Here is a 23974-nt window from a genome sequence, read left to right on the forward strand (position 1 = left end):
ATTTTGTTTCAACGTCGCAGCGCTTGCTTAGCGAACAGCAAAACCGCTCGGATAACGCAGGTCAACGTAAGTCAATTGCTGATTTAATTGCACCGTGCTGTGGTCGTGCACCTGTACGTAACGCTTCAGCCGCACGCCCACCTGCTCGCGCCCGAGCTCCAGTATGGTCCCGTTGTCCAGGTGAACCCGCCAGGCCCGACGGTCGGAAAGGCTCATCCGTGCGATGTTCTGATGCAGCGGCTGCAGCATTTTTTTAAACACCGTGTACTGTCTGGCCATTTCGTTTGAGCTTTCCTCCGGGCCTTCGAATTCAGGCAATGGTTCATCGGACGCAGCATTGAATATTTCCCCTTGAAAATTGACCAGTGCGCTGCTACCCCAGCGCGCCAGGGCTATATGTTCCTCTAGCGTTACCTCCAGGCCATGCGGCCAGATGCGGCGCACACTGGCGGTCCGTACCCAAGGCAGCTTGACGAAAGCTTTACGGGTCGCTTCCAGATCAACTGTAAAAAAATTTCCCGCGACAGCGTTGCGGACTACCCCATCGATCTGTTCTCGCGTCACGTGCTTCAGGCCGCCGTCATTGCCGCCAAGGCTCACCTCCTTCAACGGAAACAAGGGCGAATTGATCGTCAATTGAGTGATCAGGTAACTCACTATCAGCGCAGCCAGCGCAAACAGCCAATTCGCCAGCGAGGTGAGCGCCTGATGGTTATCCCACATGGGCCAGTTCCAGTATCCGCAGGACCAGATCGTCAAATGAAATTCCGACGGCTTTCGCTGCCATGGGTACAAGGCTGTGTGCGGTCATCCCAGGCGATGTGTTGGTTTCAAGAAAATATAGCTGGTGCGATGCATCCAGAATGGCGTCTACCCTTCCCCATCCCTCACAACCCAGAATCTTGTGTGCTTGCAATGCCTGTGCCTGAATCGCCTCCTCCTGAGCAGCGGATAAGCCGCTCGGGCAAAAATACCGGGTAGTATCGGACATATACTTGGCCTCATAATCGTACAAGCCGCTTTCCGCCTGAATGCGGACCAAGGGTAACGTCATCTCTCCGAGGATAGCGATGGTAAGCTCCATGCCTTCGATAAATTGCTCCGCCAGCACAGTAGTATCGTGCTCCGCCGCCAGCTGCAGTGCTGCCGGCAAGTCCGTTGCCTTGATCACCTTGCTCAAGCCGAGGGTCGACCCTTCTCGCGATGGCTTGACAATCAGCGGCAGCCCGAGCTCTCTGGAAACCAGATCAAAATCTGTTTGTTCATTAAGCACGACATAGCGGGGCGTGTTGATTCCAGCAGCTTGCCAAAGCAATTTGGTGCGCCATTTATCCATCGCCAACGCGCTCGCCAGGACACCGCTACCGGTATAAGGCAATCCCATCAGCTCCAGCGCGCCTTGGACGGTACCGTCTTCGCCGTAGCGCCCATGCAGGGCAATATGGACCCGGCTGAACCCCTGGTGCAGAAGCGCCTCCATTGGCTGTTCGGAGGGATCAAACGGATGTGCGTCAACACCTTGGCGCCGTAATGCCTCCAGCACGGCTTTGCCGCTCTGGAGCGAAATCTCGCGTTCAGCGGAACGGCCGCCCAGAAGAACAGCAACTTTCCCAAAATTATGGTTACTCACCATTTTGATCTTCCTTGACAGAATAATGAGTCGCGAAATCGGGAATCCCGCTGCGTTCGCTTACAGCACCGATAATTCGTACTTCTTGCACCAGCTCGACGCCAGTCTGCTCTTTTACCGTGTTACGCACCCGGTCTATCACCGCTTCGATATCCGCCGCTACGGCAGTGCCGGTGTTTACGATGAAGTTTGCGTGCGTCGACGAAACCATCGCGCCCCCAATACGAAAACCTTTCAGTCCGCATGACTCGATCAGTCGCGCGGCCCAGTCGCCCGGTGGATTACGAAACACTGATCCGGCATTGGGCAGATTCAAAGGCTGGCTATTGATTCGTCTTGTCAGTAATTCCTTGATCTTTTGCCGCGATACTGCCTCTTTCTCTGCCGACAATTGGAACCAGCCGCCTGTGAACCATTCCTCATCCGGGAAACTCCCCGATTTGTGCTCGCCCTGTTCCCCATCATTAATCCCAGGCTTCATGGCAACGTGCCGATAACTGATCTCGTAGTCTCCAGGCAGGCGTGCTTGCAATCGCCCGGCACGACCCAGTGTTTGAACCTTGTATACAATTTCCCAGGTCTCGGCACCGTAGCACCCAGCATTCATCGCCATCGCCCCGCCGACAGTACCGGGTATACCGGCTAAAAACTCTGCGCCGGCCAAACTGTGCAAGGCTGCAAACCGCGCCACTTTTGCGCAGGCTACGCCCGCGCCGGCGTATATCAGTGGGTCGCCTTTATCCCGCTGCTCCAGCCGCAGGTCGTTAAGCCGGCCATGCAACACCACTACGGTTCCCCGCACTCCTCCATCACGCACCAGAAGATTGCTGCCGAGCCCTATCACATGCACTGGCTCATCCTGCGGCAAGCCGCGCAAGAACTGCGCGAGATCAGCCAGATCTGCCGGCAGATACACGCGCTCCGCCACGCCCCCGGTACGCCATGAAGTATATTTTTTCATTGGCTGATTCACGCGCATCTCGCCCCGAAGTGCACTGGAGCCATGGTTCAAATTAATTTCCGACATATCCATTCGTGAAACCTGCGCATATTCATGTGCGACGAAAAGTGGCCTGATTTTTATCCTTCTCCTTCCACCGCCAGGTCGGCCTCCTGCTCAGCCGTCCATTGGTTCCTTGCAAGGTCAGGGGCCACCCTGCCCACCGATCCCGCTCCCATCACGAGTATCACGTCATTGTCCTGCACCACGCTATGAATGGCGGAAGGCAGCTCGTCCACGGCCTCGATAAAAATCGGTTCCACCTTGCCTAGGACCCTCAACGCGCGCGCGAGCGACTTGCTATCCGCCGCTATGAGCGCGGCTTCGCCCGCAGGATAGACTTCTGTCAACAGCAGCACATCGACGGTCGATAACACTTTAACGAAATCCTCGAACAGATCGCGCGTGCGCGTATAGCGGTGCGGCTGAAACGCCAGCACCAGCCTGCGGCCAGGAAATGCGCCGCGCGCAGCCGCGATGGTGGCTGCCATCTCGACGGGATGATGACCATAGTCGTCGACAAGCGTAAAGCTGCCGGCCCCCGCGTTTCCGTTGCCGGTCAGTTTGATTTCGCCATAACGTTGAAAACGCCGGTCTACGCCCCTGAAGCCGGCCAATGCCCCGATTATGGCAGCGTCCGGCAAACCCACTTCATTGCATACCGCGATTGCTGCAAGCGCATTCTGCACGTTATGCAATCCTGGGAGGTTAAGCATGCATTTGAGCTTGCGCGTCTTGCCGTTTGTTCCTACGAGCGCGGTAAAATGCATCCGACCTTCACTATGGCGGATATCGGAAGCACGAACTTGTGCGTTATCCGATAAGCCGTAAGTTGTAATGGGCTTGGTAATGGCAGCCATGATTTCGCGCACGCTTGCGTCATCCACGCACAATACCGCCATACCGTAAAAAGGCAGGTGTTCGATAAATTCCACGAATGCCTGCTTGAGCTTGTTGAAATCGTGACCGTAAGTCTCCATGTGATCGACATCTATATTGGTCACCACCGCCAGCACAGGCTGCAAATAAAGAAAGGAGGCATCGGATTCGTCGGCCTCGACCACGATGAATTCACCACGGCCCAGCTTCGCGTGGGACCCTGCCGCTTCCAGCCTGCCGCCGATAACGAATGTCGGGTCCATGCCCGCTTCGGCAAAAATGCTGGCAATCAGGCTGGTGGTAGTGGTCTTTCCATGGGTGCCCGCAATCGCGATCCCCTGGCGTAATCTCAGCAATTCCGCCAGCATGATGGCACGAGGAACCACCGGTACATTACTTTCTCGCGCTGCCAGAACTTCCGGGTTGTCCGCCATTATTGCCGTCGAAGTCACCACCGCATCAGCGGATGCCACATGACTTCTCGCATGGCCGACATGAACGACGGCACCCAGTTTTCTCAGGCGCCGAGTGGTTGCGCTGGCGGACAAATCCGAGCCGCTCACCTGATACCCCAGATTAAGCAACACTTCAGCGATTCCGCTCATACCCGAACCGCCGATGCCCACAAAATGGACATGCTTGACCTTATGCCTCATGATGGAAATACAGTAGTTTTATTCATTTCCTGACGCTTTCATTTTTGTGCTTTTATCATTCCCATGCATGCTTCCGCCACTAATCTGGTCGCATCCGGGTTTGCCAGTTCACGGGCTTTCATGGCCATTTCCATGAGTTTTTCGCGGCTGAATCCCATCAATAATTCGGCCAGGCCTTGCGGCGTCAAATCATCTTGCGGCACCAATACCGCCGCATTCCTGTCACTCAGAAATTTCGCATTGCATGTCTGATGATCGTCCACCGCGTAAGGAAATGGCACCAGAATGCTTGCAACACCCGCCGCACTCAATTCAGCGATAGTAAGCGCCCCGGCACGACAGATCACCAGGTCGCTATCGGCGTAGCGGACCGACATGTCGTCAATGAATGTGACCAACTCACCCTCCACCTCCGCCTCGGCATAGTTTTTTTTTAGCCCGTCCAGATGCCTTGCACCTGCCTGGTGCGTTACCAGCGGGCGCAACTTCTCGGGAATCCGCTTCAACGCCTGTGGCACGACACTATTCAGCGCTTGCGCACCCAGGCTGCCGCCAACCACCAGTAACTTCATTGGCCCGTCGCGCATGGCGTATCTTTTTTCCGGCGCTTCCAGCCGGCTAATTTCTTTACGAACAGGATTACCGAAAAATGCTACTTTTTTGCTTTTTTTGATCGCATCCGGAAAACCCAGCAGCACTCTGTCAGCAAGTTTCGCCAATATCCTGTTAGCGAGGCCGGGAATGGAATTCTGTTCGTGTATCAGCAGTGGCTTATCCAGCAATGAGGCCATCATGCCGCCGGGAAAGGCCGGATAGCCGCCCATACCCAGCACTACGTCCGGGCGCACCCGAAGTATCACTTTGGCGCTTTGCCAAAATGCGATCAACAGGCGCAGCGGTAACGTCAGCCAGGTTCGGACGCTCTTCCCGCGAAGGCCCGAAAAACGAATAGTTTCCAGGTGATACCCTTGCCGCGGCGCCAGCGTGGTTTCCATTCCACCTTCGGTTCCCAGCCACACCACACGCCATCCCGCGGTCTTCATATGCTCCGCGACCGCCAACCCTGGAAATACATGTCCGCCCGTTCCGCCGGCCATAATAAGAATGGTATGGATCAAGTCAGCTCCCGTTATCAGGAACCGCTCCATAAGCCCATGCTGGCCTCATGCAACAATTCTTCAGGTTTACGATTCGGGTTTTCGTCCGCTTTCATACTGTATAACCCTTCATCAACTGCCGATTTTCCCAGTCCACCCGCAGCAGGACCGCCAGCGTAATGCAACTGACGACAACACTGCTGCCGCCAAAACTCATCAGCGGCAGCGTTAATCCCTTGGTCGGCAGCACACCCATGTTCACACCCATGTTGATGAATGCCTGCACGCCCAGCCATACGCCAATACCTTGCGCCACCAGGGCCGGAAAGTGCCGCTCTCTCATCGCTGCCTGGCGGCCGATAATGAAGGCGCGTATTATCAGCCACGCAAACAGCGCCACTACCGTCACGACCCCGATAAAACCAAGTTCCTCCGCGATCACCGCAAGCAAAAAATCGGTATGCGCTTCAGGCAGATAAAAAAGCTTCTCGACGCTGCCACCCAGGCCGACACCCAGCCATTCACCCCGCCCGAACGCAATCAGGGCATGGCTCAACTGATATCCTTTTCCATAGGGATCGTCCCATGGGTCCATGAATCCAAAGAAACGCTGCATGCGATAAGGCTCGATCCAGACGAGCGCCAACAGGGCGACTATCAAAAAACCAATTAACCCGGTGAACAGCTTCAGGTTTATTCCTCCCAGGAACAATATCGCCATCATGATGGCGGTAATAACGACGAATGCGCCGAAATCAGGCTCGAGCAGCAGCAGCGTACCTATAACGAGCGTAACGATCAGCATGGGCAGAAAACCTTTACGAAAACTCCCGAGGTAAACCGCCTTGCGAACGGTATAGTTGGCGACATAAAACACCATGAACAGCTTCATGAACTCCGACGGTTGAAAATTCACGACCGCCAGCGATATCCACCGTCGGCTGCCATTGACTTCGTGGCCTATGCCGGGAATCAGCACCAGCAGCAGCAGCACTGCTCCGAGCAGAAACAGGTGGAAGGAATATTTCTGCCACATCTGCATCGGCACCTGAAATGCGATTAAACCCGCCAGCAAACCCACCACCAGATAAACACCATGCCGAACAAGGAAATAGGCAGGGTAGCCATCGGTGCCCCGCCCTGCCTCGGCGATCGAGATGGAAGCGGAATACACCATTACCAGCCCCAGGCCCAGCAATAATATGCCCGACCAGATCAAGGACTGATCAAAGTGGGGTAGTGCTTCCTGGTTCCCGATATGGCTCCGATAGATCATCAGCGAGTGACGTGATTATTCATGACTGGAGTCCTGGCCTGCACTCGTCTCACCGCCGCAATGAACGCCTCGGCGCGATGCGCGTAATTCTTGAACATATCGAAGCTGGCACATGCGGGCGACATCAATACCGCATCGCCTTCCTGCGCCAGCCAAAAACTTTTTTGTACCGCCTCTTCCATTGTCGATGCATGATGCAACGGCACGCCGCAATGATTTATGGCGCTCGCGATTTTGCCTGCATCCCGTCCGATCAGCACCACAGCCCGCGCATGTTCCGTTATCGGCCTTGCCAAAAGTGTGAAATCCTGTCCTTTGCCAACGCCACCGGCTATCAAAACGACGCTTTGCGTCATGCCGGTCAGCGCTGCGGCTGTCGCGCCGACATTGGTACCCTTCGAGTCATCGTAGAAAGTGATACCACCATGGGTTCCAACGTTCTCCATTCGATGCGGCAAGCCCCGAAATTCACGCAAGGCCTGCAGTAATGGCTCAAACGGCAACGCAACGGCACGGCACAGCGCTAGCGCAGCCATCGCATTCGCCGCATTGTGCAAACCATGAACGCCAAGATCACTGGTTTTCATCAAGCGCGTGGCTCCCTGCACCAGCCATGAATTGCCGTCTTCACGCAGCAGGCCGAAATCGCTGTGGCCGACGGGTAAATCCAAGCCGAAAGTTATATTCTTACGGCCCCTCAGCGCCATTTCACGCACCATGGAATCGTCACGATTCAATATTTGCATCCCTGCATCGTCGCCTTGGTCAACGGCAGCATCCCGAAATATTCTCGCCTTCGCCGCGGCGTATTCCCGCATTCCATCGTAACGATCAAGATGGTCTTCACTTAAATTCAGCACAGTGGCCGCATCAGGGCCGAGATTTTGCATGGTTTCCAACTGAAAACTGGAAACCTCCAATATCCAGGCTCGAGGCAGTCGTCCTGAATCTACCCGCCGCATCAGTGCATCAAGCACAGCGGGGCCGATGTTTCCCGCCACCTCGACATCCCACCCGGCTTTTTTCACCATTGCCCCCACCATGGCCGTTACCGTTGTCTTGCCGTTGGAGCCGGTAATAGCCACTATTGTTGGCCTTGAAGCACTTAGCGACCTGATTGCCAACGCAAAAAGTTCCATGTCCCCCATCACCGGCACGCCGTTCTTCATTGCCTGCTGCACAAGCTTTTCAGTCAGAGATACGCCGGGGCTGATAGCGATCAGGTCGATATCGGCAAACGCCTCGGCTGTAAATGCCCCGGTAAACATAAGGGCATGAGGCAGAGCCTGTTTTAAATCTTCCGTACAAGGGGGAACTGTGCGGCTGTCAGCCACGCGAACGATTGCTCCCGTGCGAGACAGCCACTTGGCCATGGAGAGTCCGGTCTCGCCCATCCCAAGCACCAGTACGGTTTTATTTCTCAAATTCATCAATTTATGGGTCATCTCAACTTCAGCGTGGACAAGCCAAACAACACCAGCATCATGGTGATAATCCAGAACCGAACCACTACCTGATTTTCTTTCCAGCCCTTCAATTCGTAGTGATGATGCAGCGGCGCCATACGAAAAATACGTTTCCCGACCAGCTTGAACGAGGCCACCTGCAGCATGACTGACAAGGTTTCCACCACAAATACGCCGCCCATAATGACCAGCACGATCTCCTGGCGTACTATCACGGTCACGATTCCGAGTGCGGCGCCAAGGGCAAGCGCGCCGACGTCCCCCATGAATACTTCTGCCGGGTAGGCGTTGAACCAGAGAAAGGCGAGCCCGGCACCCGCCAGCGCACCACAGAAGACAGCCAGCTCGCCCGCATGGGGGATATGAGGAATACCCAGATATTTCGCAAATACCGCGTGCCCCGCCACATAGGCAAAAATCGCCAGGGCGCTGCTGATCATGACGGTAGGCATAATGGCGAGGCCGTCAAGACCGTCGGTCAGGTTCACCGCGTTGCTGGTACCCACTATGACGAAATAGGCAAGCGCGACAAAGCCGGTAACACCAAGCGGTATCGCCACTTGCTTGAAGAATGGGACGATCATGGTTGTCTGTGCAGGCAACTCGGCCGTTAACGCGAGATACAACGCCACCAGAATCGCTATTGCCGATTGCCAGAAGAGCTTGGCTTTGGCGGAGAGTCCTTTTGGATTGCGATATACCACCTTGCGATAATCATCTATCCAGCCGATGATGCCGAAACCCAGCGTGGTGATGAGCACCACCCATACGTAACGATTGCTCAGATCCGCCCACAGTAACGTTGAAAAGGCAATCGATACCAATATCAGAGCGCCACCCATCGTGGGCGTGCCCGCTTTGACAAGATGGGTCTGAGGCCCGTCGCTGCGCACCGATTGCCCGATTTTGTAAGCAGTCAGCTTACGTATCATGGCGGGGCCTACGATGAATGAGATCGCAAGAGAGGTAAGCGCCGCGAGAACCGTGCGCAATGTGATGTACTGGAATACGTTGAATGCACGGATGTCCTTCGCCAGCCATTGAGCGAGTTCTAGCAGCATCGCGCCCACCACAACAGAATATTGTTCGAGACTCGTGGAAAGACCAATTGGCCCAGCCTGCTCATGATTTCAAGATAACCAAAATTTATGGCGCACACGTCAGGAGTCATAACTCGATACTCTTGACCACACGCTCCATTTGCATGAAGCGCGACCCCTTTATCAGTAGCGTAACGCCAGGCTTCAGCAGGCTTTCCACCTCCGCCAGTAATTCCTCGATATCCGTAAAATGCCGGCCGCCCGAACCAAATTTTTTTGCGGCATGAACGCTCAACTCGCCCAGAGCCAATAATTTATCAATCCCGGCCATTTTTGCCTCTGTACCAATGCGTTCATGGAAATCCCTCGCGCTACCGCCGAGTTCACCCATATCACCCAAAACCAGGATCTTTGTCCCGACAGCTTTTGCCAGCACCGCCAAAGCGGCCCGTACCGAATCGGGGTTGGCATTATAGCTATCGTCTATCAATGTTGCCTCGCACCGGCCGTGTTTTTTCTGCATGCGTCCCTTCACGCCGTGGAATGCGCTTAGTCCCGACGCTATTGCTTCCGCGTCAATACCCAGGGCTACCGCAACCGCTGCCGCTGCAAGCGCGTTTCGCACGTTATGCTCGCCTGGGACTTGTAATTGCACCTCTTTAACCCCGTCAGGCAGGACCAACGCCACGCTGCTGCCGAAAAGATCAGGGCGATAGCGCGCGCCCACTTTTGGCCTGTCCGCAAGGCCGAAATCGATGACTCTTCTATTGCCGGCGAGTTTGCGCCAGAGCGGAGCGTTCGGATCATCAGTGTTGATGACAGCTATTCCGTCCTGATCGAGCCCCTCGAAAATTTCGCCTTTTGCCCGTGCCACTGCTTCCACCGAACCCAGTCCCTCGACATGCGCCGCCCCTGCATTGGTGATCAGCGCGACGGTGGGTTTTACCAGACCGGTCAAATATGAGATCTCGCCGGAATGATTCATTCCCATCTCAATCACCGCATAGCCATGCCGCTCGCGCATCCGCAAGAGCATCAGGGGCACGCCGATATCATTGTTAAGATTGCCCTCCGTCGCCAGTACCGTATCCGGGTCATTCATCTGCCCGTCCCGCTCGGCCACCCGTCGTAAAATCGATGCGATCATTTCCTTTACCGTGGTCTTGCCATTGCTGCCGGTCACCGCAACCATCGGTATCCTGAAACGCTCGCGCCAGTATGCTGCGAGTCGCCCTAATGCCAGACGGGTATTCTCCACACGTATCAGAGGAATTCCCGGTTCCCCGACTCCAGGTTTAGCCTCTTGGCAGATCATTGCCGCCGCGGCGCCTTCGTCCCTCACCGCGGCAATAAAATCATGGCCATTAAAATTTGGCCCTACCAGCGCGACGAACAAATCGCCGCGCCCTACTGTACGACTATCGGTGCTGATTCCGGTAAAGCAGGCGTCTCCGCCAGACTGCTTACCGTTCAAAGCGCTGGCTGCGTCATGTACGGTCATCATGCTTGTACCCGTGCCCTTTCCATCAGTGCCCGCCTGGCGATCTCGACATCGCTGAATGGAAATTTTTGCCCATCTATTTCCTGGTAGGCTTCATGTCCCTTCCCCGCGATTAATATGACGTCACCCTTTTTCGCATAATGAATCGCTTGGAAAATAGCCTTTGCCCTATCCTTTTCAATGTGATGGTTAATGCCTGCCCCCGCCACGATCTCGCTGATGATGACGTTCGGGTCTTCCTGCCGTGGATTGTCATTTGTGATGATGACCTCGTCAGCCAGCTGTGTCGTCACTTCGCCCAGTAGAGGCCGCTTGCCACGGTCGCGTTCGCCACCACAGCCAAACACGCAGATCAATTTTAGGTTTCGGGCATCTGCTCCAGTACTCGATGCGGGACCGGAATGAAGAATTTCACGCAGAGCGGTCAATACTTTTTCCATAGCGTCAGGCGTATGGGCGTAATCCACGACGACAAGAGGCTGATCGCCTCCGCCTATTTGCTGCATTCTCCCCGCGACAGGGCGGATTTCCCGCAAAGCTCGCGCTGCGTCGGCCAAGCTGATGCCGCTGGCCAGCAAAGTAGCGAGTACTCCCAATAAATTTGAAGCATTGAAGCGTCCTGCCACTTCAGTTTCAAGTTCCAGATGTTCGGCTTCAAATTCAATATCAAACGCCAGGCCTCGAGGGCTTGCCTTGAGATTGTATCCTCGCAATATCCTGAATTTCGTCGTGTCCCGAGTTCGGGTTGCTGCTTCCGTGAACCCATATCCTATTATTTGCGTGTCCGTTTCCATTAGGTGATTTGACAAGTCAGCACCAAACGCATCATCAAGATTCAGTACGGCATACCTGAGCCCGGGCCAGCGAAATAACCGCGCCTTGGCGGCAGCATATGCTTCCATGCTGCCGTGGTAATCGAGATGGTCGCGCGAGAGATTCGTAAACAAGGCGACTGAGAATGTCGAGCCGTTGATGCGCTCCTGCATAATCCCGTGCGATGACACCTCCATTGCCAGGCAACAGGCGCCACGCTGTAATAGATCCGCCATGTTCTGCTGCAAAAACACCGCATCCGGCGTGGTGTTGGCGGTAAGCTCCAGTGCGTCACAAAAACCGGTTCCCAAGGTGCCGATAACCGCGGTTTTCTTGCCCAGCGCAGTCAGCGCCTGAGCAATCCAATGGCTGCAGGAGGTCTTGCCATTCGTTCCTGTGATACCGATGAGCCACAATTTTTGCGACGGGTGATCATATACATGGTCGGCAATAATGCCCACCTTGGTTCGCAGCCCTGGGATCGGCAAATTTGGCGCTTTCCATACAGAATCCCATACAAAGCCTTCAGGTTCCCACAATACCGCATTGGCTCCTGCGGCGATGGCCTGGCGAATGAAGTTTCTGCCGTCGCTCCTTTCTCCGGCATAGGCCAGAAATGTATCGCCCTGTTTCACCGTGCGGCTATCGGTGGCAAGACTGCTGATTTTGACGCTCAAATCCTTAAAAATACGAAAATCAAAATGCACCGGTGATCTTTCCGAAAACTTGCGGCCTCTAACGTCAAGACTTGAACTCATACATCACCATTCAATCCTGGCGCTGCGGTGAGAGACATTACCTTATCCTTATCCACAGGTGCATCATGCGGTACATTCAGCATACGCAGCGTGCCATCCATAAGCCGGCTAAACACGGGTGCCGCTACTACGCCGCCAAAATATTGGCCAGCGGAAGGCTCATCCAGCATTACCGCGATAACGAATCGGGGACTGGAAGCCGGCGCATAACCCACGAATGTCGATAGGTAACGGTTTTTTGCATAACCGTTACCTTCCAGCTTATGTGCGGTACCCGTTTTCCCAGCTACCCTGTAACCGCTCACCTGAGCTTGCGGCGCGGTCCCTCCTGGTTGCGCTACCATTTCCAGCATGCGGCTCACAGCCAAGGCAGTGTCGCGCGATATGACGCGTTTGCCCGGCGAGGGTGACTCCAGCCTCAATAGCGAAATCGGCTTCAATTCTCCTTCCGCGGAGAACAGCGTATAAGCGCGTGCCAATTGCAGCAGGCTCACCGCGATGCCGTGGCCGTATGACATAGTTGCCTGTTCGATGGGGCGCCATGTACGGTAGGGGCGTAGCTTACCGCCGGCTTCCCCGGGAAACCCAGAGCCGGTTGACGTACCAAACCCCGCATCGTTCAACATTCCCCACAACGTTTGTGGCGGCAGCGACAGGGCAATCTTTGCGGAACCGACATTACTGGACTTCTGGATCACTTGCGTGACCGTCAACGCGTCTTCCTTATGCGAGTCTCGTATTGTCGCCTTACCTATGGAAAATGTACCGGGCGCTGTTTCAAAAATGGTGTCGGGCTTGATTCCGCCTGCCTCCAGCGCTGCCGCTATGGTGAACGGCTTCAGCGTCGAGCCCGGCTCGAATACGTCAGTAAAGGCTCTATTACGAGCGCGCCAGCCGTTCATGCTTGTCCGGTTGTTAGGGTTATACGCCGGCAGGTTGACCAGCGCCAGCACCTCGCCCGTCTGCGCATCCAATACTACGACTCCCCCTGCCTTGGCCTTATGCGTTTCCATCGCCTGCTTCAATTCACGGTAAGCGAGATATTGGATTTTACTGTCTATCGACAGGGCAACATCCTGTCCTGACCTGGGCGCCCGGATACTTTTCACATCCTCGACGACTCGTCCTTTGCGATCCTTGATTACGCGGCGGCTTCCAGGTTTGCCCGCAAGCTCTTCCTGCCATGCCAGCTCCAAGCCCTCCTGCCCCTTGTCATCCACGTCAGTGAAACCGAGCACGTGCGCGGTCAACTCGCCCGTTGGGTAATATCGCCGGAACTCGCGTTTTAGAAATATGCCGGGCATGTCAAGCTCGACTATCCTGGCGGCGACCTCGGGTGACAAGTGCCGCTTCAAGTATACGAAGTCGCGCTGTGGCCCATCGATGCGGCGGCGAATTTCCTTGATATCCACGTCGATCAGGTTGGCCAGTTTTACCAGTTGTTCGGGTGTGGCGTGCATGTCCTGAGGACTCGACCATACCGATTCAACGGGTGTGCTGATTGCGAGCGGTTTGCCATGCCGGTCCGTAATCATGCCGCGGTGTGCGCTCATTTCAAGTACGCGGCCATAGCGTGACTCGCCTTTCTGTTGCAGGAATCCGTTGTTCATTCCCTGCAGATAAGCAGCGCGCCCCGCCAATGCCGCCAACCCAAGCAGCAGCAATGCCAGCAACAGGCGCGAGCGCCCCACAGGCAGTACGAGATATATTGTGTGATCGAACTTCATGGTTCCGGTGCTTCCAAGAGATCGGCTCGACTTAAGGGAATCCCAAACGGAACAACCCGGATGCGAGATGCATCGGGCATACGCATGTGCAATTGCCCGGTAGCGATTTTTTCAACGCGCGTATGCATTGCCCAAGTGCTCTGCTCAAGCTGAAGCTGGTCCCATTCCACCGCTAGCTGTTGTGCCAATTCCTGCTCTTTTTCGAGTTCTACAAAAAGCTTGCGCGCTTTGTGCTGTGAGGTCACAACACTCAACGCGCAGGCGATGAGAATTAAGGTCAACAAAATATTTAGTCTGGCCACATCAGTCTCTCATTAACCGGGAACGGCGTTGCGGCTGTTCCCTATGTCGTATTTGTTCGCTCCGCCACGCGCATTATTGCGCTCCTCGCCCTGGGATTGCTGGCTATTTCCTTCGTATCCGGACGTATCGCCTTGCCTATCAAACGCAATTTCTGGCGACTCAAAAGCTGCACTTCCTTTTCACGTAGCGGTAATTCCTTCGGCAGCCTGTCCGAATCTGCCAATTCACGCATAAAACGTTTCACTGTCCGGTCTTCCAGCGAGTGAAAACTGATCACGACCAGCCGGCCGCCGGCGTTCAGCATCTCCACGCATTTCGGCAGGGCAAGCGACAGCTTCTCAAGCTCCTGATTGAGGTAAATCCGTATAGCCTGAAAAGTGCGCGTCGCCGGATTCTGCTTATCTTCCCGCCCGCGCGAGCGTACGGTCGACGCCACGATCGAAGCAAGCTGATGTGTAGTGACGATGGGCTGCCGACCTCTAGCCGCAACAATCGCTCTTGCAACCTGTTTAGCAAACCGCTCTTCGCCATAGTTCCTGATCACCTCTTCCAAATGGATTTCGGGAGCGGAAGCAAGCCACTCCGCGGCCGTCGGTCCTTGGCTTGTGTCCATGCGCATATCGAGCGGACCATCCAGGCGAAAACTGAAGCCGCGACAAGCCTCTTCAAGCTGCGGCGAAGATATTCCCAGATCCAGCAATATCCCGTCCACCCGATCCACATCCAACTGCCGCAAGACCTCCTGCATCCTCGAAAAGCTCTCGTGAATTATATGGAAACGCTCATCTTCAAGAGCCTGCCCAACTTCAAATGCGGACGGATCCTGATCGAACGCTATCAGCCTTCCATTTTTTCCTAAACGCTCCAGTATCAGCCGGCTATGCCCACCACGGCCGAAGGTTCCATCCACGTATATTCCGTCCGGCTTGACGGCCAAAGCGTCCACCGCCTCATGCAGCAAAACTGCGGTATGCATATACTTATCAACCACAGCATTAGAGCGAAAAACCATCGAGCTCGGGCGGAATGCCATCTTTGAAAACGAGCGCACTCTCGATTTGGAGGTTCCATTTTTCATCGTCCCACAACTCGAATTTAGCGCCCTGCCCCACCAAAACCACGTCTTTATTTAAACCAGCAAACTGACGCAAGGGAGGCGGCACCAAAATGCGGCCTGCACCATCCATCTCCACGTCACTGGCGTTGCCAACGAGAAGACGTTGCAAGCTACGCGTTTGTGGATTGAAGCTGGAAAGACTGTTGAGTTTTTGCTCTATCGGTTCCCACACGGGCTGGGGATAAACCAGCAAACAACTGGAAGGATCAGCGGTGATAACCAAGCGACCGGCGCAAAGAGATATCAGACCTTCGCGGTATTTCACGGGCACCGCAAGTCTACCTTTGTTATCCAGGCTGATAGGTGTCCCACCGCGAAACATTTTGCCCCTTTATTTGCCGGAAGAAATACGGAAATTTTCTCCACTTTTACCCACTTTTGCCCACTGTAATTAAAACGATAGGCAAAGTCAAGGAAAAGAATAGGGTTTTTTGCGGTAGTGGCAGAGGCGTGGATCGGGAAGCGCCTGAAAAACCTGGCAGGCAAATATATAAATAAAATCAGATAATTAAGAGGATCAATTTGATATATGCAGCAAGCGTCATTGCGAACGCCATCGACTTACATAACAATTTTAAGGAATTGTCCCTCTGGAGAAGCCGTAAGGTGCGCAGTCATATGAGCACATGGAATCGAGCTGAATTGCTTACCGACTCCTTAGTCTACTTGACCACGAAGCATTCAACTGGACGGCATGAAAGCGACGCACGCATGAATAATTCGATATGGCGGCCGGGCTCTGGCGTTACGCTCTATTTCCGCCAGACAGATATCACCCCTCGAACATTCTGTATCAACCCAAGGACACGGTTAAGCTGCGTCAGGCCGCTGATTTTCACGGTAAATTGCATCGCTGCGATATCCCGGCTTTGGGTTCGGGTGGCGGTGACATCGATTTTCTCGCGCAGCAGGATATTGGAGATATCACGCAACAAGCCTTGCCTGTCCTGCGCCTCGACCTCGATATCGACCTCATAGCGCTCACCTTTCGATATATCGTCCGATACATCCCAGTCCGCCGCAATGATGCGCTTGGCACTTTCTTCGCTTAGGCGGGACAAACTGGCGCACTTCCGACGGTGTATCGTAATGCCGCGTCCGCGGGTGACAAATCCAATGATGGGATCGGGCGGAGCAGGCTTGCAACATTTTGCCAACACAGTGAGCAATTTACCTACACCCGCAACAAGGATGCCACCGCCGGATGGTGCAACGGTCTTGCTACCCTCCGGCAACGCCAGGTCCGGGACGGCTATTCCGGTCCCGCCGCTTAGAAACGCAGCCAGTTGGCGGCTACTGATATCGCCCCGGGCAACAGCGGCCAGAAATCCATCAAGTTTGGGAAACTTGAACTCACCGGCCAGCTTGTCCAGCGATAGCGCTGTCATACCGTAGCGCTGCAGTTCCTTTTCCACGAGCGCACGGCCTTGCGCCAGGGAAGTCTCGCGCTCCAGGTAACCAAACCACTGCCTGACCTTCGATCGTGCCCGATGGCTTTTCAGATAACCCAGGACAGGATTGAGCCAGTCACGGCTTGGCCCCCCCTGCTTACCCGAAATGATTTCCACTTTTTGCGCATTTTGCAGTGGATAATCAAGCGGCACCATGACACCATCGATTTTTGCGCCACGGCAGCGGTGGCCGAGATCGGTGTGCACATGGTAGGCAAAATCCACTGGCGTCGCGCCCTTGGGCAAGGCAATGACCCGGCCCTGCGGCGTCAATACATAGACAGAGTCCTCGAACAGCGCGACTTTAAAATGCTCGGCCAGTTCTCCTGCGTCCTCAACATCATTCTTCCATTCCAGTATCTGCCTCAACCAGGCAATTTTTTCTTCATACCTGGCGTCACGCTTCGCCCCTTCCTTGTAGCGCCAATGCGCGGCAACACCCATCTCGGAATGCCTATGCATCTCGTGCGTTCGGATTTGAACCTCAACCACCTTATTCTCCGGACCAATGACGGCGGTATGCAGAGACCGATAATCGTTGCCTTTTGGCCGGGCGATATAATCGTCGAATTCCATCGGGATGGGTATCCAAAGATTATGCACCACGCCCAGCGCGGCATAGCAGTCCTTCACATCGTCCACAAGAATCCGTACGGCGCGAGCATCGTGGATTTCCTTGAAGTCCACACCTTTGCGTTTCATTTTTTTGTGGATGCTGTATATATGCTTTGGGCGGCCCGTAACCTCAGCCTTGATTCCCGTCCGCTGCAATTCGTTCTGCAGGTTATCCACCATCAGGGCAATATACTGTTCCCGAATGCGGCGCGTATCCTCAAGCAATGTGGCGATTTTTTTATAGCGTTCCGGCTCAATGATCCGAAATGAAAAATCTTCCAACTCCCACTTCACCTGCCACAATCCCAGCCGGTTCGCCAGCGGCGCGAATATATCCATCGTCTCGTGCGCAATCTCCGCGCCTGCCGGAACGTTATTCGCAGCGATATATCGCATCGTTTGCACGCGATCTGCAAGGGCAATGATGACGACACGAATGTCCTCCACCATCGCCAATAGCATTTTGCGTAATGCCTCGACTTGCGCATTGCGGTCTCCCGCAGTCGAGGCGCCCCCTGGCCCCAGCGTTCGGATCCGGCCCATCCGTGCCACCCCTTCCACAAGGTGGGCTATGGTGGGATTGAATGCCGCATGCAATTTTTCCTCGTATCCATCCAGATAATCCGGCACCGCATGAAGTATTCCGGCGGCCAGCGTATCGCTATCGACCCGTAATGATGCCAGGATCAATGCTGCACCCTGTATGTGCTGAGTAACCAGCTCGCCGGTAGACAGGTATTTGTCTTTATAAAGTGAATGGCAAAAATCCAGTGCATGCCCAAGTATTTCGATTTCACCCGGGGAAAACATGGTTGCGGTGGCTTCTGGCCAGCAAAACCCATCCCAACCTCCGCTGCCCGAAGAAAGCGTTGCGGAAGAAGAAGCCGGAGAAATCCCTGAATCTCTATCTGTTAGCTCATCGCGCATTTTTCGGTTTTTGCAGTTGTCCGGGAACGGGTTTAAAGGAATATCGTCCACGAAGGTGGAATCCGGAGATATTACCCTGCTTGATAGCAGCGCAATAATGCATTAAGTCAATATTGCGGGATATCTTGCCAGTAGCGGCGCCGCAGCATGCGCGAAGTTTCCACAGCGAAACCATTATCCGCAAAGCGCAGCAGTATCGCGCCATCGGCATCACTGCGCAGCAGTCTGCTTCCAAGTGACCGGTAGCGCTCCATCACTTCATCTTTTGGGTGCCCGAAGCGGTTGCGATAGCCTACGGTGAATATTACCAGCCTGGGATTCACCTGGCGTATAAACCCCTCCGTTGAAGAGGTTTTGCTGCCGTGGTGGGGTGCGATGAGCACCGTCGAGGAGAGCGCGTCGCCGTCCCGGGCGAGTAACTGATACTCGGATTTTTTCTCGATGTCGGCTGGCAGCAGTACGCTGCCGTGGGCGGTGGTGATCTTTAGCACACAGCTCAATGCGTTGGTTTTGGGCTTGGGCTCACTGTAATTCTGCTCCAGCGGATGGAGCATATCGAAGCGAATCCCATCCCACTGCCACGATTGCCCGGCACGACATCGGTATCCCGAGGAAGCGGCTCGCTGTATCGGGTGGTCGTCTCTCAAAGACGAGACCAGCCATTCCACCGGCACCGCTTCCAGCACCGACAATGCGCCGCCGCTGTGGTCCGTGTCGGCATGCGTCACGATCATGCCGTCAAGCTGCTTTATACCTTCGCCCCGGAGGAAAGGGACGATGGTGCGGCTTCCGCTATCCGCCTCGGCGCTGAACCCCGGACCCGTATCGTAGAGTAGCGCGTGGTTTTCCGTGCGCGCCACTACCGCGAGTCCCTGACCGACATCCAGCACCGTCAGCCATAATTCCCCCGATGCCGGTTTAGGAGGAAGGACCAGAAATAGCGGCAGCAGCGCTATCATCCCCAGCCAGCGGGCGGGAAAACCTGTGGTAAGTCCCAGCCCCAGTCTCCCCGGCAGCAACATCCAGAAAATTCCGGCCACGCCGGTTGCCACCGCCCAGGCAGGCGGCGCATGCTGGCTCCAGACCGCCTGGGGTACATCGCTCATCCACCGCATTGCCTCCATGCAAACGCTTAATACCCAGTGCGCGGGCAACAGCATGAAGTCGAGCGGCGGGAATGTAGCCAGCAGTGTTAAAGGAACCACCACCAGACTCACCAGCGGGATCGCTACTGCATTGGCGATCGGCGAAACCAGCGATATCTGTTGGAACATGGCCAGAAGGAGGGGTATCAGACCGAGCGTTATTGCCCACTGAATCCGAGCCCAGCCGGATAACCAGTGCATCTTGCCGATGCGCCCGGCCGACGTCAGCATGATGACCGCTATTGCGCCAAACGATAACCAGAAGCCAGCAGAAAGTACCGCCAATGGATCAAGGAGTATTACCGCCAGCAATGCCCAGGCCAGTACTGCGGTCGCGGAGGTAAAGCGGCCCAGCCATAAAGCAATGGCCACTACCCCGAGCATATACACTGTACGCTGCGCCGGTACAGCGAAGCCTGCAAGCAGCGCGTACCCTAGCGCTGCCGCCAGCCCCGCGACGACCGCCGCCTTGCGCGCCGGCAGCCACAGCGTTAAATGGTGGCTTCTGCGCCATAGCCAATACACCAACGCAAAGATGAGACCGGATACCATGGTAACGTGCAGCCCGGATATACTCATGAGATGATTTACACCGGTCCGGGTAAATACTTGCCACTGTTCGCGCGGAATGGCCCGCTGATCGCCAACCGCCAGTGCCACAAGAACGCCGGTATAAGCATGGTCGGGCGATGCCTGGATGAAACGCTCGCGAATCTCCTGGCGCAGACGTTCAACCTGGTAAGCCGGACGATCGACCATTTCATCCAGGCGCATATTCTCGCCATCTTTGCGCACGTAACCCGTGGCGCGGAGATTCCGCTCCAGAGCCCACTGCTCAAAGTCGAAGCCGTGGGGGTTGACACTGCCATGCGGGCGCTTGAGCCGGGCTGTGATGCGCCAACGCTCGCCGGCGTTGATCAGCGGCGGCGCGGCCTCTATGGCCGTCACCTGCTTTCCCCGCTCCTTATACCAGGCGAGCGAAATGCGCGCGGGGACGACCGCCTCTTCGGTCAGTACGCGCTCCACTTCGAAAGCAAAACGGACGCTGTTCTCATTGACTTGCGGCAGTTCCGCAACTACCCCGATCAACTGGATATCGCGCCCTTCCCATTCATGCGGGAGCACATCGGCCAAGCGCGACTGGGCGAAAACAGCCGCCCAGAAAAATCCCGCGCTCAAGAAAATAGCAGCAAACAGTACTTTGCCAACGGCTGTAAAAACGGGCTCGTGGGAACGGCAGAGCAGGAATGCCGACGCCGCACCAGGCAATAGTGCCCACGCCCATGAAATTTCCGGCAGCGAGGCCTGCTGCTGCAGCAACACCACCCCGAGCGCAAACGCAAGGATGCCGACTTGCATTAAAGGTTTGTGCCGCTATTGAAACCCATACTGACGTGTGAAGTTTGCAGACATATAGAAGAGATGCTCTGCGGTAAATAACAGGAGCTTCAAGCTAAAATTAAAATCGACTAGCTGGAGGTTGGGGCTTTGAAGGCATATCAATAGCTGACGTAGGTAAAACTGCTAGTGAATATTTACCCATGTAGAGAATTGCTGCTAGCCCAACATAGCAGGGCAAGGGTTCCAGGTTCTAGGAGCGCCAAAGAGCCACACTCCCCAGGTGTGGATGATATAAATGCTAACCCATGTACCTCAATGAACGGGGGCGACTCCAATCTCTGCTATTCGTCCTCTATAGATTTACGCGAAGGAGCTATGCTTCGCGGCGGGACCCTGAAAAAAATACCGCTTATATCGAAGGCTGGCGTATCGAAACTAGCGTCTCCGATAGCTTTGACTTCCCTCAGCACCGCGCCATTCTGCTCCATGGTGAAACATTTCTCCGTCATGCAAAACCCCAGCCATTAAAGATAAGTTTCGCTGAAAGCCAGCATCGTCCCTGGCTCACTTTTGGGAGCCGGGTATCTTTCTTACCAAGGATATAAACGTCATCCGTTCATTTTTCGATGGTGAGTTAACTGAGGCACGAACACATCGTTTGTCTCCAAATGACGACAAAAAAAAGCATTATAAATCAGACAGAGATAAATAATTGACAAATTTTGCCCAATATTGGAGACAGTTCTTCCTTTTGCTTATAAGGTATCTTATTGATAATTAGTAATTAATATATATGGTACAAAAATTGCTTTTGCTTCGGACTAGATTCTTCATCACATCCATATACGGTCATGCATACTATACAAACATCTTATCCCTTAAGCCCTAAAACGCCTATCTTCATGCCTCAAGACGAAGAAACAATTATTTCTTTTAGCTCATCATCTCCCCAGCTAAGAGAAATGTGCATTCAGGAGTCAAGTTCAGATGTTAATCCTGATCATGTGATCGACCAGCAGGTATTTAATATCCGGATGGTAAATTCGGAAGGTAGACGGGAAGCAGCTTCCCTGTTGATCCGTAAACGGTATGGTTGGAGAGGCTATTCTATTGATCCTTTCTCGGATAATGAGCCAAATCGGATCATATTAGTCGCTGACACTGAAGGAAAAACCGTTGCTACCATGACGCTTTGCCTTGACGCAGACATCGGCTTGCCGGCGGATGAAAACTTTCGTGACAAGCTCGACGAACTTCGCTTGCTAAGACGTAGATTATCTGAGCCATCCAGATTGGCAATTGAAGATAACATTCCCAAACGAGTTTTTGCCTCGCTGATCCATATTTCTTATATCTACGCGCATAACATCTTTGGTTTTACTGACTGGGTGATTGAAGTCAATCCCCGACATGCTATGTTTTACAAAAAAATGCTTGGGTTTCAACTCTTCGGAGAAAAAAGAGTTTGTACGCGAGTTAATGCGCCTGCAGTATTACTCAGGCTGAAGCTTGAGTATATGTCTGAGCAAATCCGTAAATTTGGCGGGTTAATGGAACAGCGCGGGCAGGAAAAATCATTTTATCCATATTTTTTCTCGCCACGGGATGAGCTAGGTATCACTGGCAGGCTCAAAACGGGAAGAACCTGATACGACCGGATCGGTACGGGGTATGTTCCAAAGTACCCAAGTTCAAGTTGCACCCAAATTGCCCAGACTGGATGACAGCAGTTTTTCCTAAGGAATCAAATAAAACAGCACATTCTGTCGAGATTCTTTACAGATGCCTATATGCATTATAGGTCTGGTTTCAGGTTTTTTCCTCTCCAGCTAAGCTGCTGAGATCTTCGGTCCCATCTGTTTTTTCCACCTCCTCGCCAATTTAACGCTGCCAAACAAGCATTTGTCTACCAAAAATAGGCGACAGGCAGCGACGTCGAGTCTTTTGCAAAATGGCTTACGATCCTTTAGCGGATGTTGTCCACCGGTTTCAAGCTGCTGCACTCACAAAGCTGCAATGATGGGCATAAGACTCCAATTGAATGTCGTATATTTTTACACTTTCGTGGAATTAATTTTACATTTCTTTTTAACCATTTGATGCTAAAAGATATAATGTTATTGGTATGAAAATTGCGTGAGAGAGGTAAAAGAAAAGCAGCAATAAGCTGATACTTAAAGTACACAAGAGGGTTGACATTTAAAAAGTTATTAGTCTTCTTACCGTGGAGTGTCAATCATGATCATGAATCTTTTTAAAAAAAACATCATAACCGTAGCCGTTGCCACGACCTTGAGTTTGGGAATCGCGTCGAATTCCCATGCAGGTGCACTGTCGTTTTCTCAGTTGTCGGTCAACGGCCTTACGATAAGCAATTCGGGGGGCACTCAGTATGATATTTCTGACTTTGCCTCAATCGATATTGGGAACCTTGGTTCTGACACCGCATCGTTAAATGGCGCGGCTTCTACCAGTCATACTCTAGGCCCAATTCCGGGCAATGTTGCGCTTCCGCAGGCGTGCCAAGGCGCGGGTTGCCCGGCTGATAATACTTTTACCCCGCAAGTCGCTATAACCACACCAAACCCGGTTGTTCCAGTACCAGGGATACAATTTGCGCGGGGCGATATGGATTTGAACGGCGCTATCATTACAGGTACGCCAGTCGGAAGTTCGGCAAGCTCCGGTCAAGTCTCAGAAATCGAACTCAATCAAACTGGGGATGGCAATGGAAGTACAACCGCTGGTACCGGCACTCAATTCATGTTTCAGTTGGCCAGTGCCGATTCGTTGACGTTTAATGCTAGCGCATTGGGGCTAACACAGGTTGCGCTAGCGGCAGATGCCATTAGCGGACTTTCTACTTCGGGGTTCTCTTTTTCTATAAGCATTAGAGATATTGGTACTATAGCGGTGCCGACCAATGACCTGATTTATACTTTCCAACCAGCCGAGCTCAACGCTAACTCCAGTCTCTCTATAGCGTCCCCGGGCTCGGTTGAATATAGTTTAGCTCCCACGCTCTTTTCTGCGTTAGGGGGCAACGTCTCACCGGTGCTGAATAGTACCGACAGGTATATTCTGACAATCGATTCTCATACTCAGGCCGGCGCCAGGGTCGTGGAGGGGGTTGTCCCCGAGCCAGCATCCATAGCGCTGCTGGGGGCTGGCTTGCTTGGGATGGCAATGGTACGCCGAGGTCGCAAGGCATAAACCATCGGTGGAGCACGTT

General features: G+C 54.0%; 18 protein-coding genes. 2 read left to right on the forward strand and 16 right to left on the reverse strand.

Features of this window, described 5'->3' with window-relative positions; translation table 11 throughout:
• Positions 1 to 27 precede the first annotated feature (27 nt).
• The 16 genes from BLS94_RS06530 to BLS94_RS06605 form a co-directional block, all read right to left on the reverse strand.
• The gene (locus BLS94_RS06530; protein WP_090958738.1) at positions 28 to 723 is read right to left on the reverse strand and encodes a cell division protein FtsQ/DivIB; all 696 of its coding nucleotides are present in this window, start codon (positions 721 to 723) and stop codon (positions 28 to 30) included.
• On the reverse strand, positions 713 to 1633 hold the full coding sequence (locus tag BLS94_RS06535; protein WP_090958741.1) for a D-alanine--D-alanine ligase: 921 nt from the start codon (positions 1631 to 1633) through the stop codon (positions 713 to 715). Before BLS94_RS06535 ends, BLS94_RS06530 begins: the two co-directional genes overlap by 11 nt.
• Positions 1623 to 2663, reverse strand: a complete 1041-nt coding sequence (murB, locus tag BLS94_RS06540; protein ID WP_072767800.1) for a UDP-N-acetylmuramate dehydrogenase — start codon at positions 2661 to 2663, stop codon at positions 1623 to 1625. Before murB ends, BLS94_RS06535 begins: the two co-directional genes overlap by 11 nt.
• A 47-nt stretch (positions 2664 to 2710) precedes the next feature.
• Positions 2711 to 4165, reverse strand: a complete 1455-nt coding sequence (gene murC, locus BLS94_RS06545; protein WP_090958744.1) for a UDP-N-acetylmuramate--L-alanine ligase — start codon at positions 4163 to 4165, stop codon at positions 2711 to 2713.
• Positions 4166 to 4203: 38 nt separating this feature from the next.
• Positions 4204 to 5283, reverse strand: coding sequence for an undecaprenyldiphospho-muramoylpentapeptide beta-N-acetylglucosaminyltransferase (murG, locus tag BLS94_RS06550; RefSeq protein ID WP_256325309.1), 1080 nt, complete (start codon positions 5281 to 5283; stop codon positions 4204 to 4206).
• Positions 5284 to 5374: 91 nt separating this feature from the next.
• Positions 5375 to 6538, reverse strand: coding sequence for a putative lipid II flippase FtsW (gene ftsW / locus BLS94_RS06555; RefSeq protein ID WP_090958750.1), 1164 nt, complete (start codon positions 6536 to 6538; stop codon positions 5375 to 5377).
• A complete protein-coding gene (murD, locus tag BLS94_RS06560; RefSeq protein ID WP_176767813.1) occupies positions 6538 to 7968 on the reverse strand; it encodes a UDP-N-acetylmuramoyl-L-alanine--D-glutamate ligase in 1431 nt (476 codons plus the stop codon). The genes ftsW and murD overlap by 1 nt, the downstream gene beginning before the upstream one ends.
• A gap of 11 nt (positions 7969 to 7979) precedes the next feature.
• Positions 7980 to 9065, reverse strand: a complete 1086-nt coding sequence (mraY, locus tag BLS94_RS06565) for a phospho-N-acetylmuramoyl-pentapeptide-transferase (RefSeq protein WP_072767796.1) — start codon at positions 9063 to 9065, stop codon at positions 7980 to 7982.
• 106 nt (positions 9066 to 9171) lie between these two features.
• The gene (murF, locus tag BLS94_RS06570; protein ID WP_176767809.1) at positions 9172 to 10548 is read right to left on the reverse strand and encodes a UDP-N-acetylmuramoyl-tripeptide--D-alanyl-D-alanine ligase; all 1377 of its coding nucleotides are present in this window, start codon (positions 10546 to 10548) and stop codon (positions 9172 to 9174) included.
• The gene (locus BLS94_RS06575; protein ID WP_090958756.1) at positions 10545 to 12116 is read right to left on the reverse strand and encodes a UDP-N-acetylmuramoyl-L-alanyl-D-glutamate--2,6-diaminopimelate ligase; all 1572 of its coding nucleotides are present in this window, start codon (positions 12114 to 12116) and stop codon (positions 10545 to 10547) included. The genes murF and BLS94_RS06575 overlap by 4 nt, the downstream gene beginning before the upstream one ends.
• Positions 12113 to 13843 (reverse strand): peptidoglycan D,D-transpeptidase FtsI family protein, encoded by a 1731-nt coding sequence (locus BLS94_RS06580; RefSeq protein ID WP_090958759.1) that lies wholly within the window; start codon positions 13841 to 13843, stop codon positions 12113 to 12115. Before BLS94_RS06580 ends, BLS94_RS06575 begins: the two co-directional genes overlap by 4 nt.
• A complete protein-coding gene (gene ftsL, locus BLS94_RS06585; protein WP_090958762.1) occupies positions 13840 to 14145 on the reverse strand; it encodes a cell division protein FtsL in 306 nt (101 codons plus the stop codon). Before ftsL ends, BLS94_RS06580 begins: the two co-directional genes overlap by 4 nt.
• 41 nt (positions 14146 to 14186) lie before the next feature.
• Positions 14187 to 15122, reverse strand: a complete 936-nt coding sequence (gene rsmH, locus BLS94_RS06590) for a 16S rRNA (cytosine(1402)-N(4))-methyltransferase RsmH (protein WP_090958765.1) — start codon at positions 15120 to 15122, stop codon at positions 14187 to 14189.
• 19 nt (positions 15123 to 15141) lie between these two features.
• Positions 15142 to 15585: a division/cell wall cluster transcriptional repressor MraZ gene (gene mraZ / locus BLS94_RS06595; RefSeq protein WP_072767790.1), complete on the reverse strand. Its 444-nt coding sequence runs from the start codon at positions 15583 to 15585 to the stop codon at positions 15142 to 15144.
• A 430-nt stretch (positions 15586 to 16015) separates the two neighbouring features.
• Positions 16016 to 18307: a RelA/SpoT family protein gene (locus BLS94_RS06600; RefSeq protein WP_256325310.1), complete on the reverse strand. Its 2292-nt coding sequence runs from the start codon at positions 18305 to 18307 to the stop codon at positions 16016 to 16018.
• A gap of 56 nt (positions 18308 to 18363) precedes the next feature.
• Entirely contained in the window at positions 18364 to 20760 is a 2397-nt protein-coding gene (locus BLS94_RS06605) for a DNA internalization-related competence protein ComEC/Rec2 (RefSeq protein ID WP_090958771.1), read from the reverse strand.
• Between the two features lie 884 nt (positions 20761 to 21644).
• Between BLS94_RS06605 and BLS94_RS06610 the strand changes: the two genes are divergently transcribed.
• A complete protein-coding gene (locus BLS94_RS06610; RefSeq protein ID WP_072767787.1) occupies positions 21645 to 22391 on the forward strand; it encodes an N-acyl amino acid synthase FeeM domain-containing protein in 747 nt (248 codons plus the stop codon).
• A 589-nt stretch (positions 22392 to 22980) separates the two neighbouring features.
• Positions 22981 to 23955, forward strand: coding sequence for an EDSAP-1 family PEP-CTERM protein (locus BLS94_RS06615; RefSeq protein WP_090958775.1), 975 nt, complete (start codon positions 22981 to 22983; stop codon positions 23953 to 23955).
• The last annotated feature ends 19 nt before the right edge of the window (positions 23956 to 23974 follow it).

The sequence above is a fragment of the Nitrosospira sp. Nsp18 genome (genome assembly GCF_900103145.1).
Taxonomy (GTDB): Bacteria; Pseudomonadota; Gammaproteobacteria; order Burkholderiales; family Nitrosomonadaceae; genus Nitrosospira.

What these genes read in the sequence shown, in the direction of transcription:
- BLS94_RS06530 (WP_090958738.1), bottom strand. Translation starts at nt 723, where the DNA reads ATGTGGGATAACCATCAGGCGCTCACCTCGCTGGCGAATTGGCTGTTT.
- BLS94_RS06535 (WP_090958741.1), bottom strand. Translation starts at nt 1,633, where the DNA reads ATGGTGAGTAACCATAATTTTGGGAAAGTTGCTGTTCTTCTGGGCGGC.
- murB (WP_072767800.1), bottom strand. Translation starts at nt 2,663, where the DNA reads ATGGATATGTCGGAAATTAATTTGAACCATGGCTCCAGTGCACTTCGG.
- murC (WP_090958744.1), bottom strand. Translation starts at nt 4,165, where the DNA reads ATGAGGCATAAGGTCAAGCATGTCCATTTTGTGGGCATCGGCGGTTCG.
- ftsW (WP_090958750.1), bottom strand. Translation starts at nt 6,538, where the DNA reads ATGATCTATCGGAGCCATATCGGGAACCAGGAAGCACTACCCCACTTT.
- murD (WP_176767813.1), bottom strand. Translation starts at nt 7,968, where the DNA reads ATGAATTTGAGAAATAAAACCGTACTGGTGCTTGGGATGGGCGAGACC.
- mraY (WP_072767796.1), bottom strand. Translation starts at nt 9,065, where the DNA reads ATGCTGCTAGAACTCGCTCAATGGCTGGCGAAGGACATCCGTGCATTC.
- murF (WP_176767809.1), bottom strand. Translation starts at nt 10,548, where the DNA reads ATGATGACCGTACATGACGCAGCCAGCGCTTTGAACGGTAAGCAGTCT.
- BLS94_RS06575 (WP_090958756.1), bottom strand. Translation starts at nt 12,116, where the DNA reads ATGAGTTCAAGTCTTGACGTTAGAGGCCGCAAGTTTTCGGAAAGATCA.
- BLS94_RS06580 (WP_090958759.1), bottom strand. Translation starts at nt 13,843, where the DNA reads ATGAAGTTCGATCACACAATATATCTCGTACTGCCTGTGGGGCGCTCG.
- rsmH (WP_090958765.1), bottom strand. Translation starts at nt 15,122, where the DNA reads ATGCATACCGCAGTTTTGCTGCATGAGGCGGTGGACGCTTTGGCCGTC.
- mraZ (WP_072767790.1), bottom strand. Translation starts at nt 15,585, where the DNA reads ATGTTTCGCGGTGGGACACCTATCAGCCTGGATAACAAAGGTAGACTT.
- BLS94_RS06605 (WP_090958771.1), bottom strand. Translation starts at nt 20,760, where the DNA reads ATGCAAGTCGGCATCCTTGCGTTTGCGCTCGGGGTGGTGTTGCTGCAG.
- BLS94_RS06610 (WP_072767787.1), top strand. Translation starts at nt 21,645, where the DNA reads ATGCCTCAAGACGAAGAAACAATTATTTCTTTTAGCTCATCATCTCCC.
- BLS94_RS06615 (WP_090958775.1), top strand. Translation starts at nt 22,981, where the DNA reads ATGATCATGAATCTTTTTAAAAAAAACATCATAACCGTAGCCGTTGCC.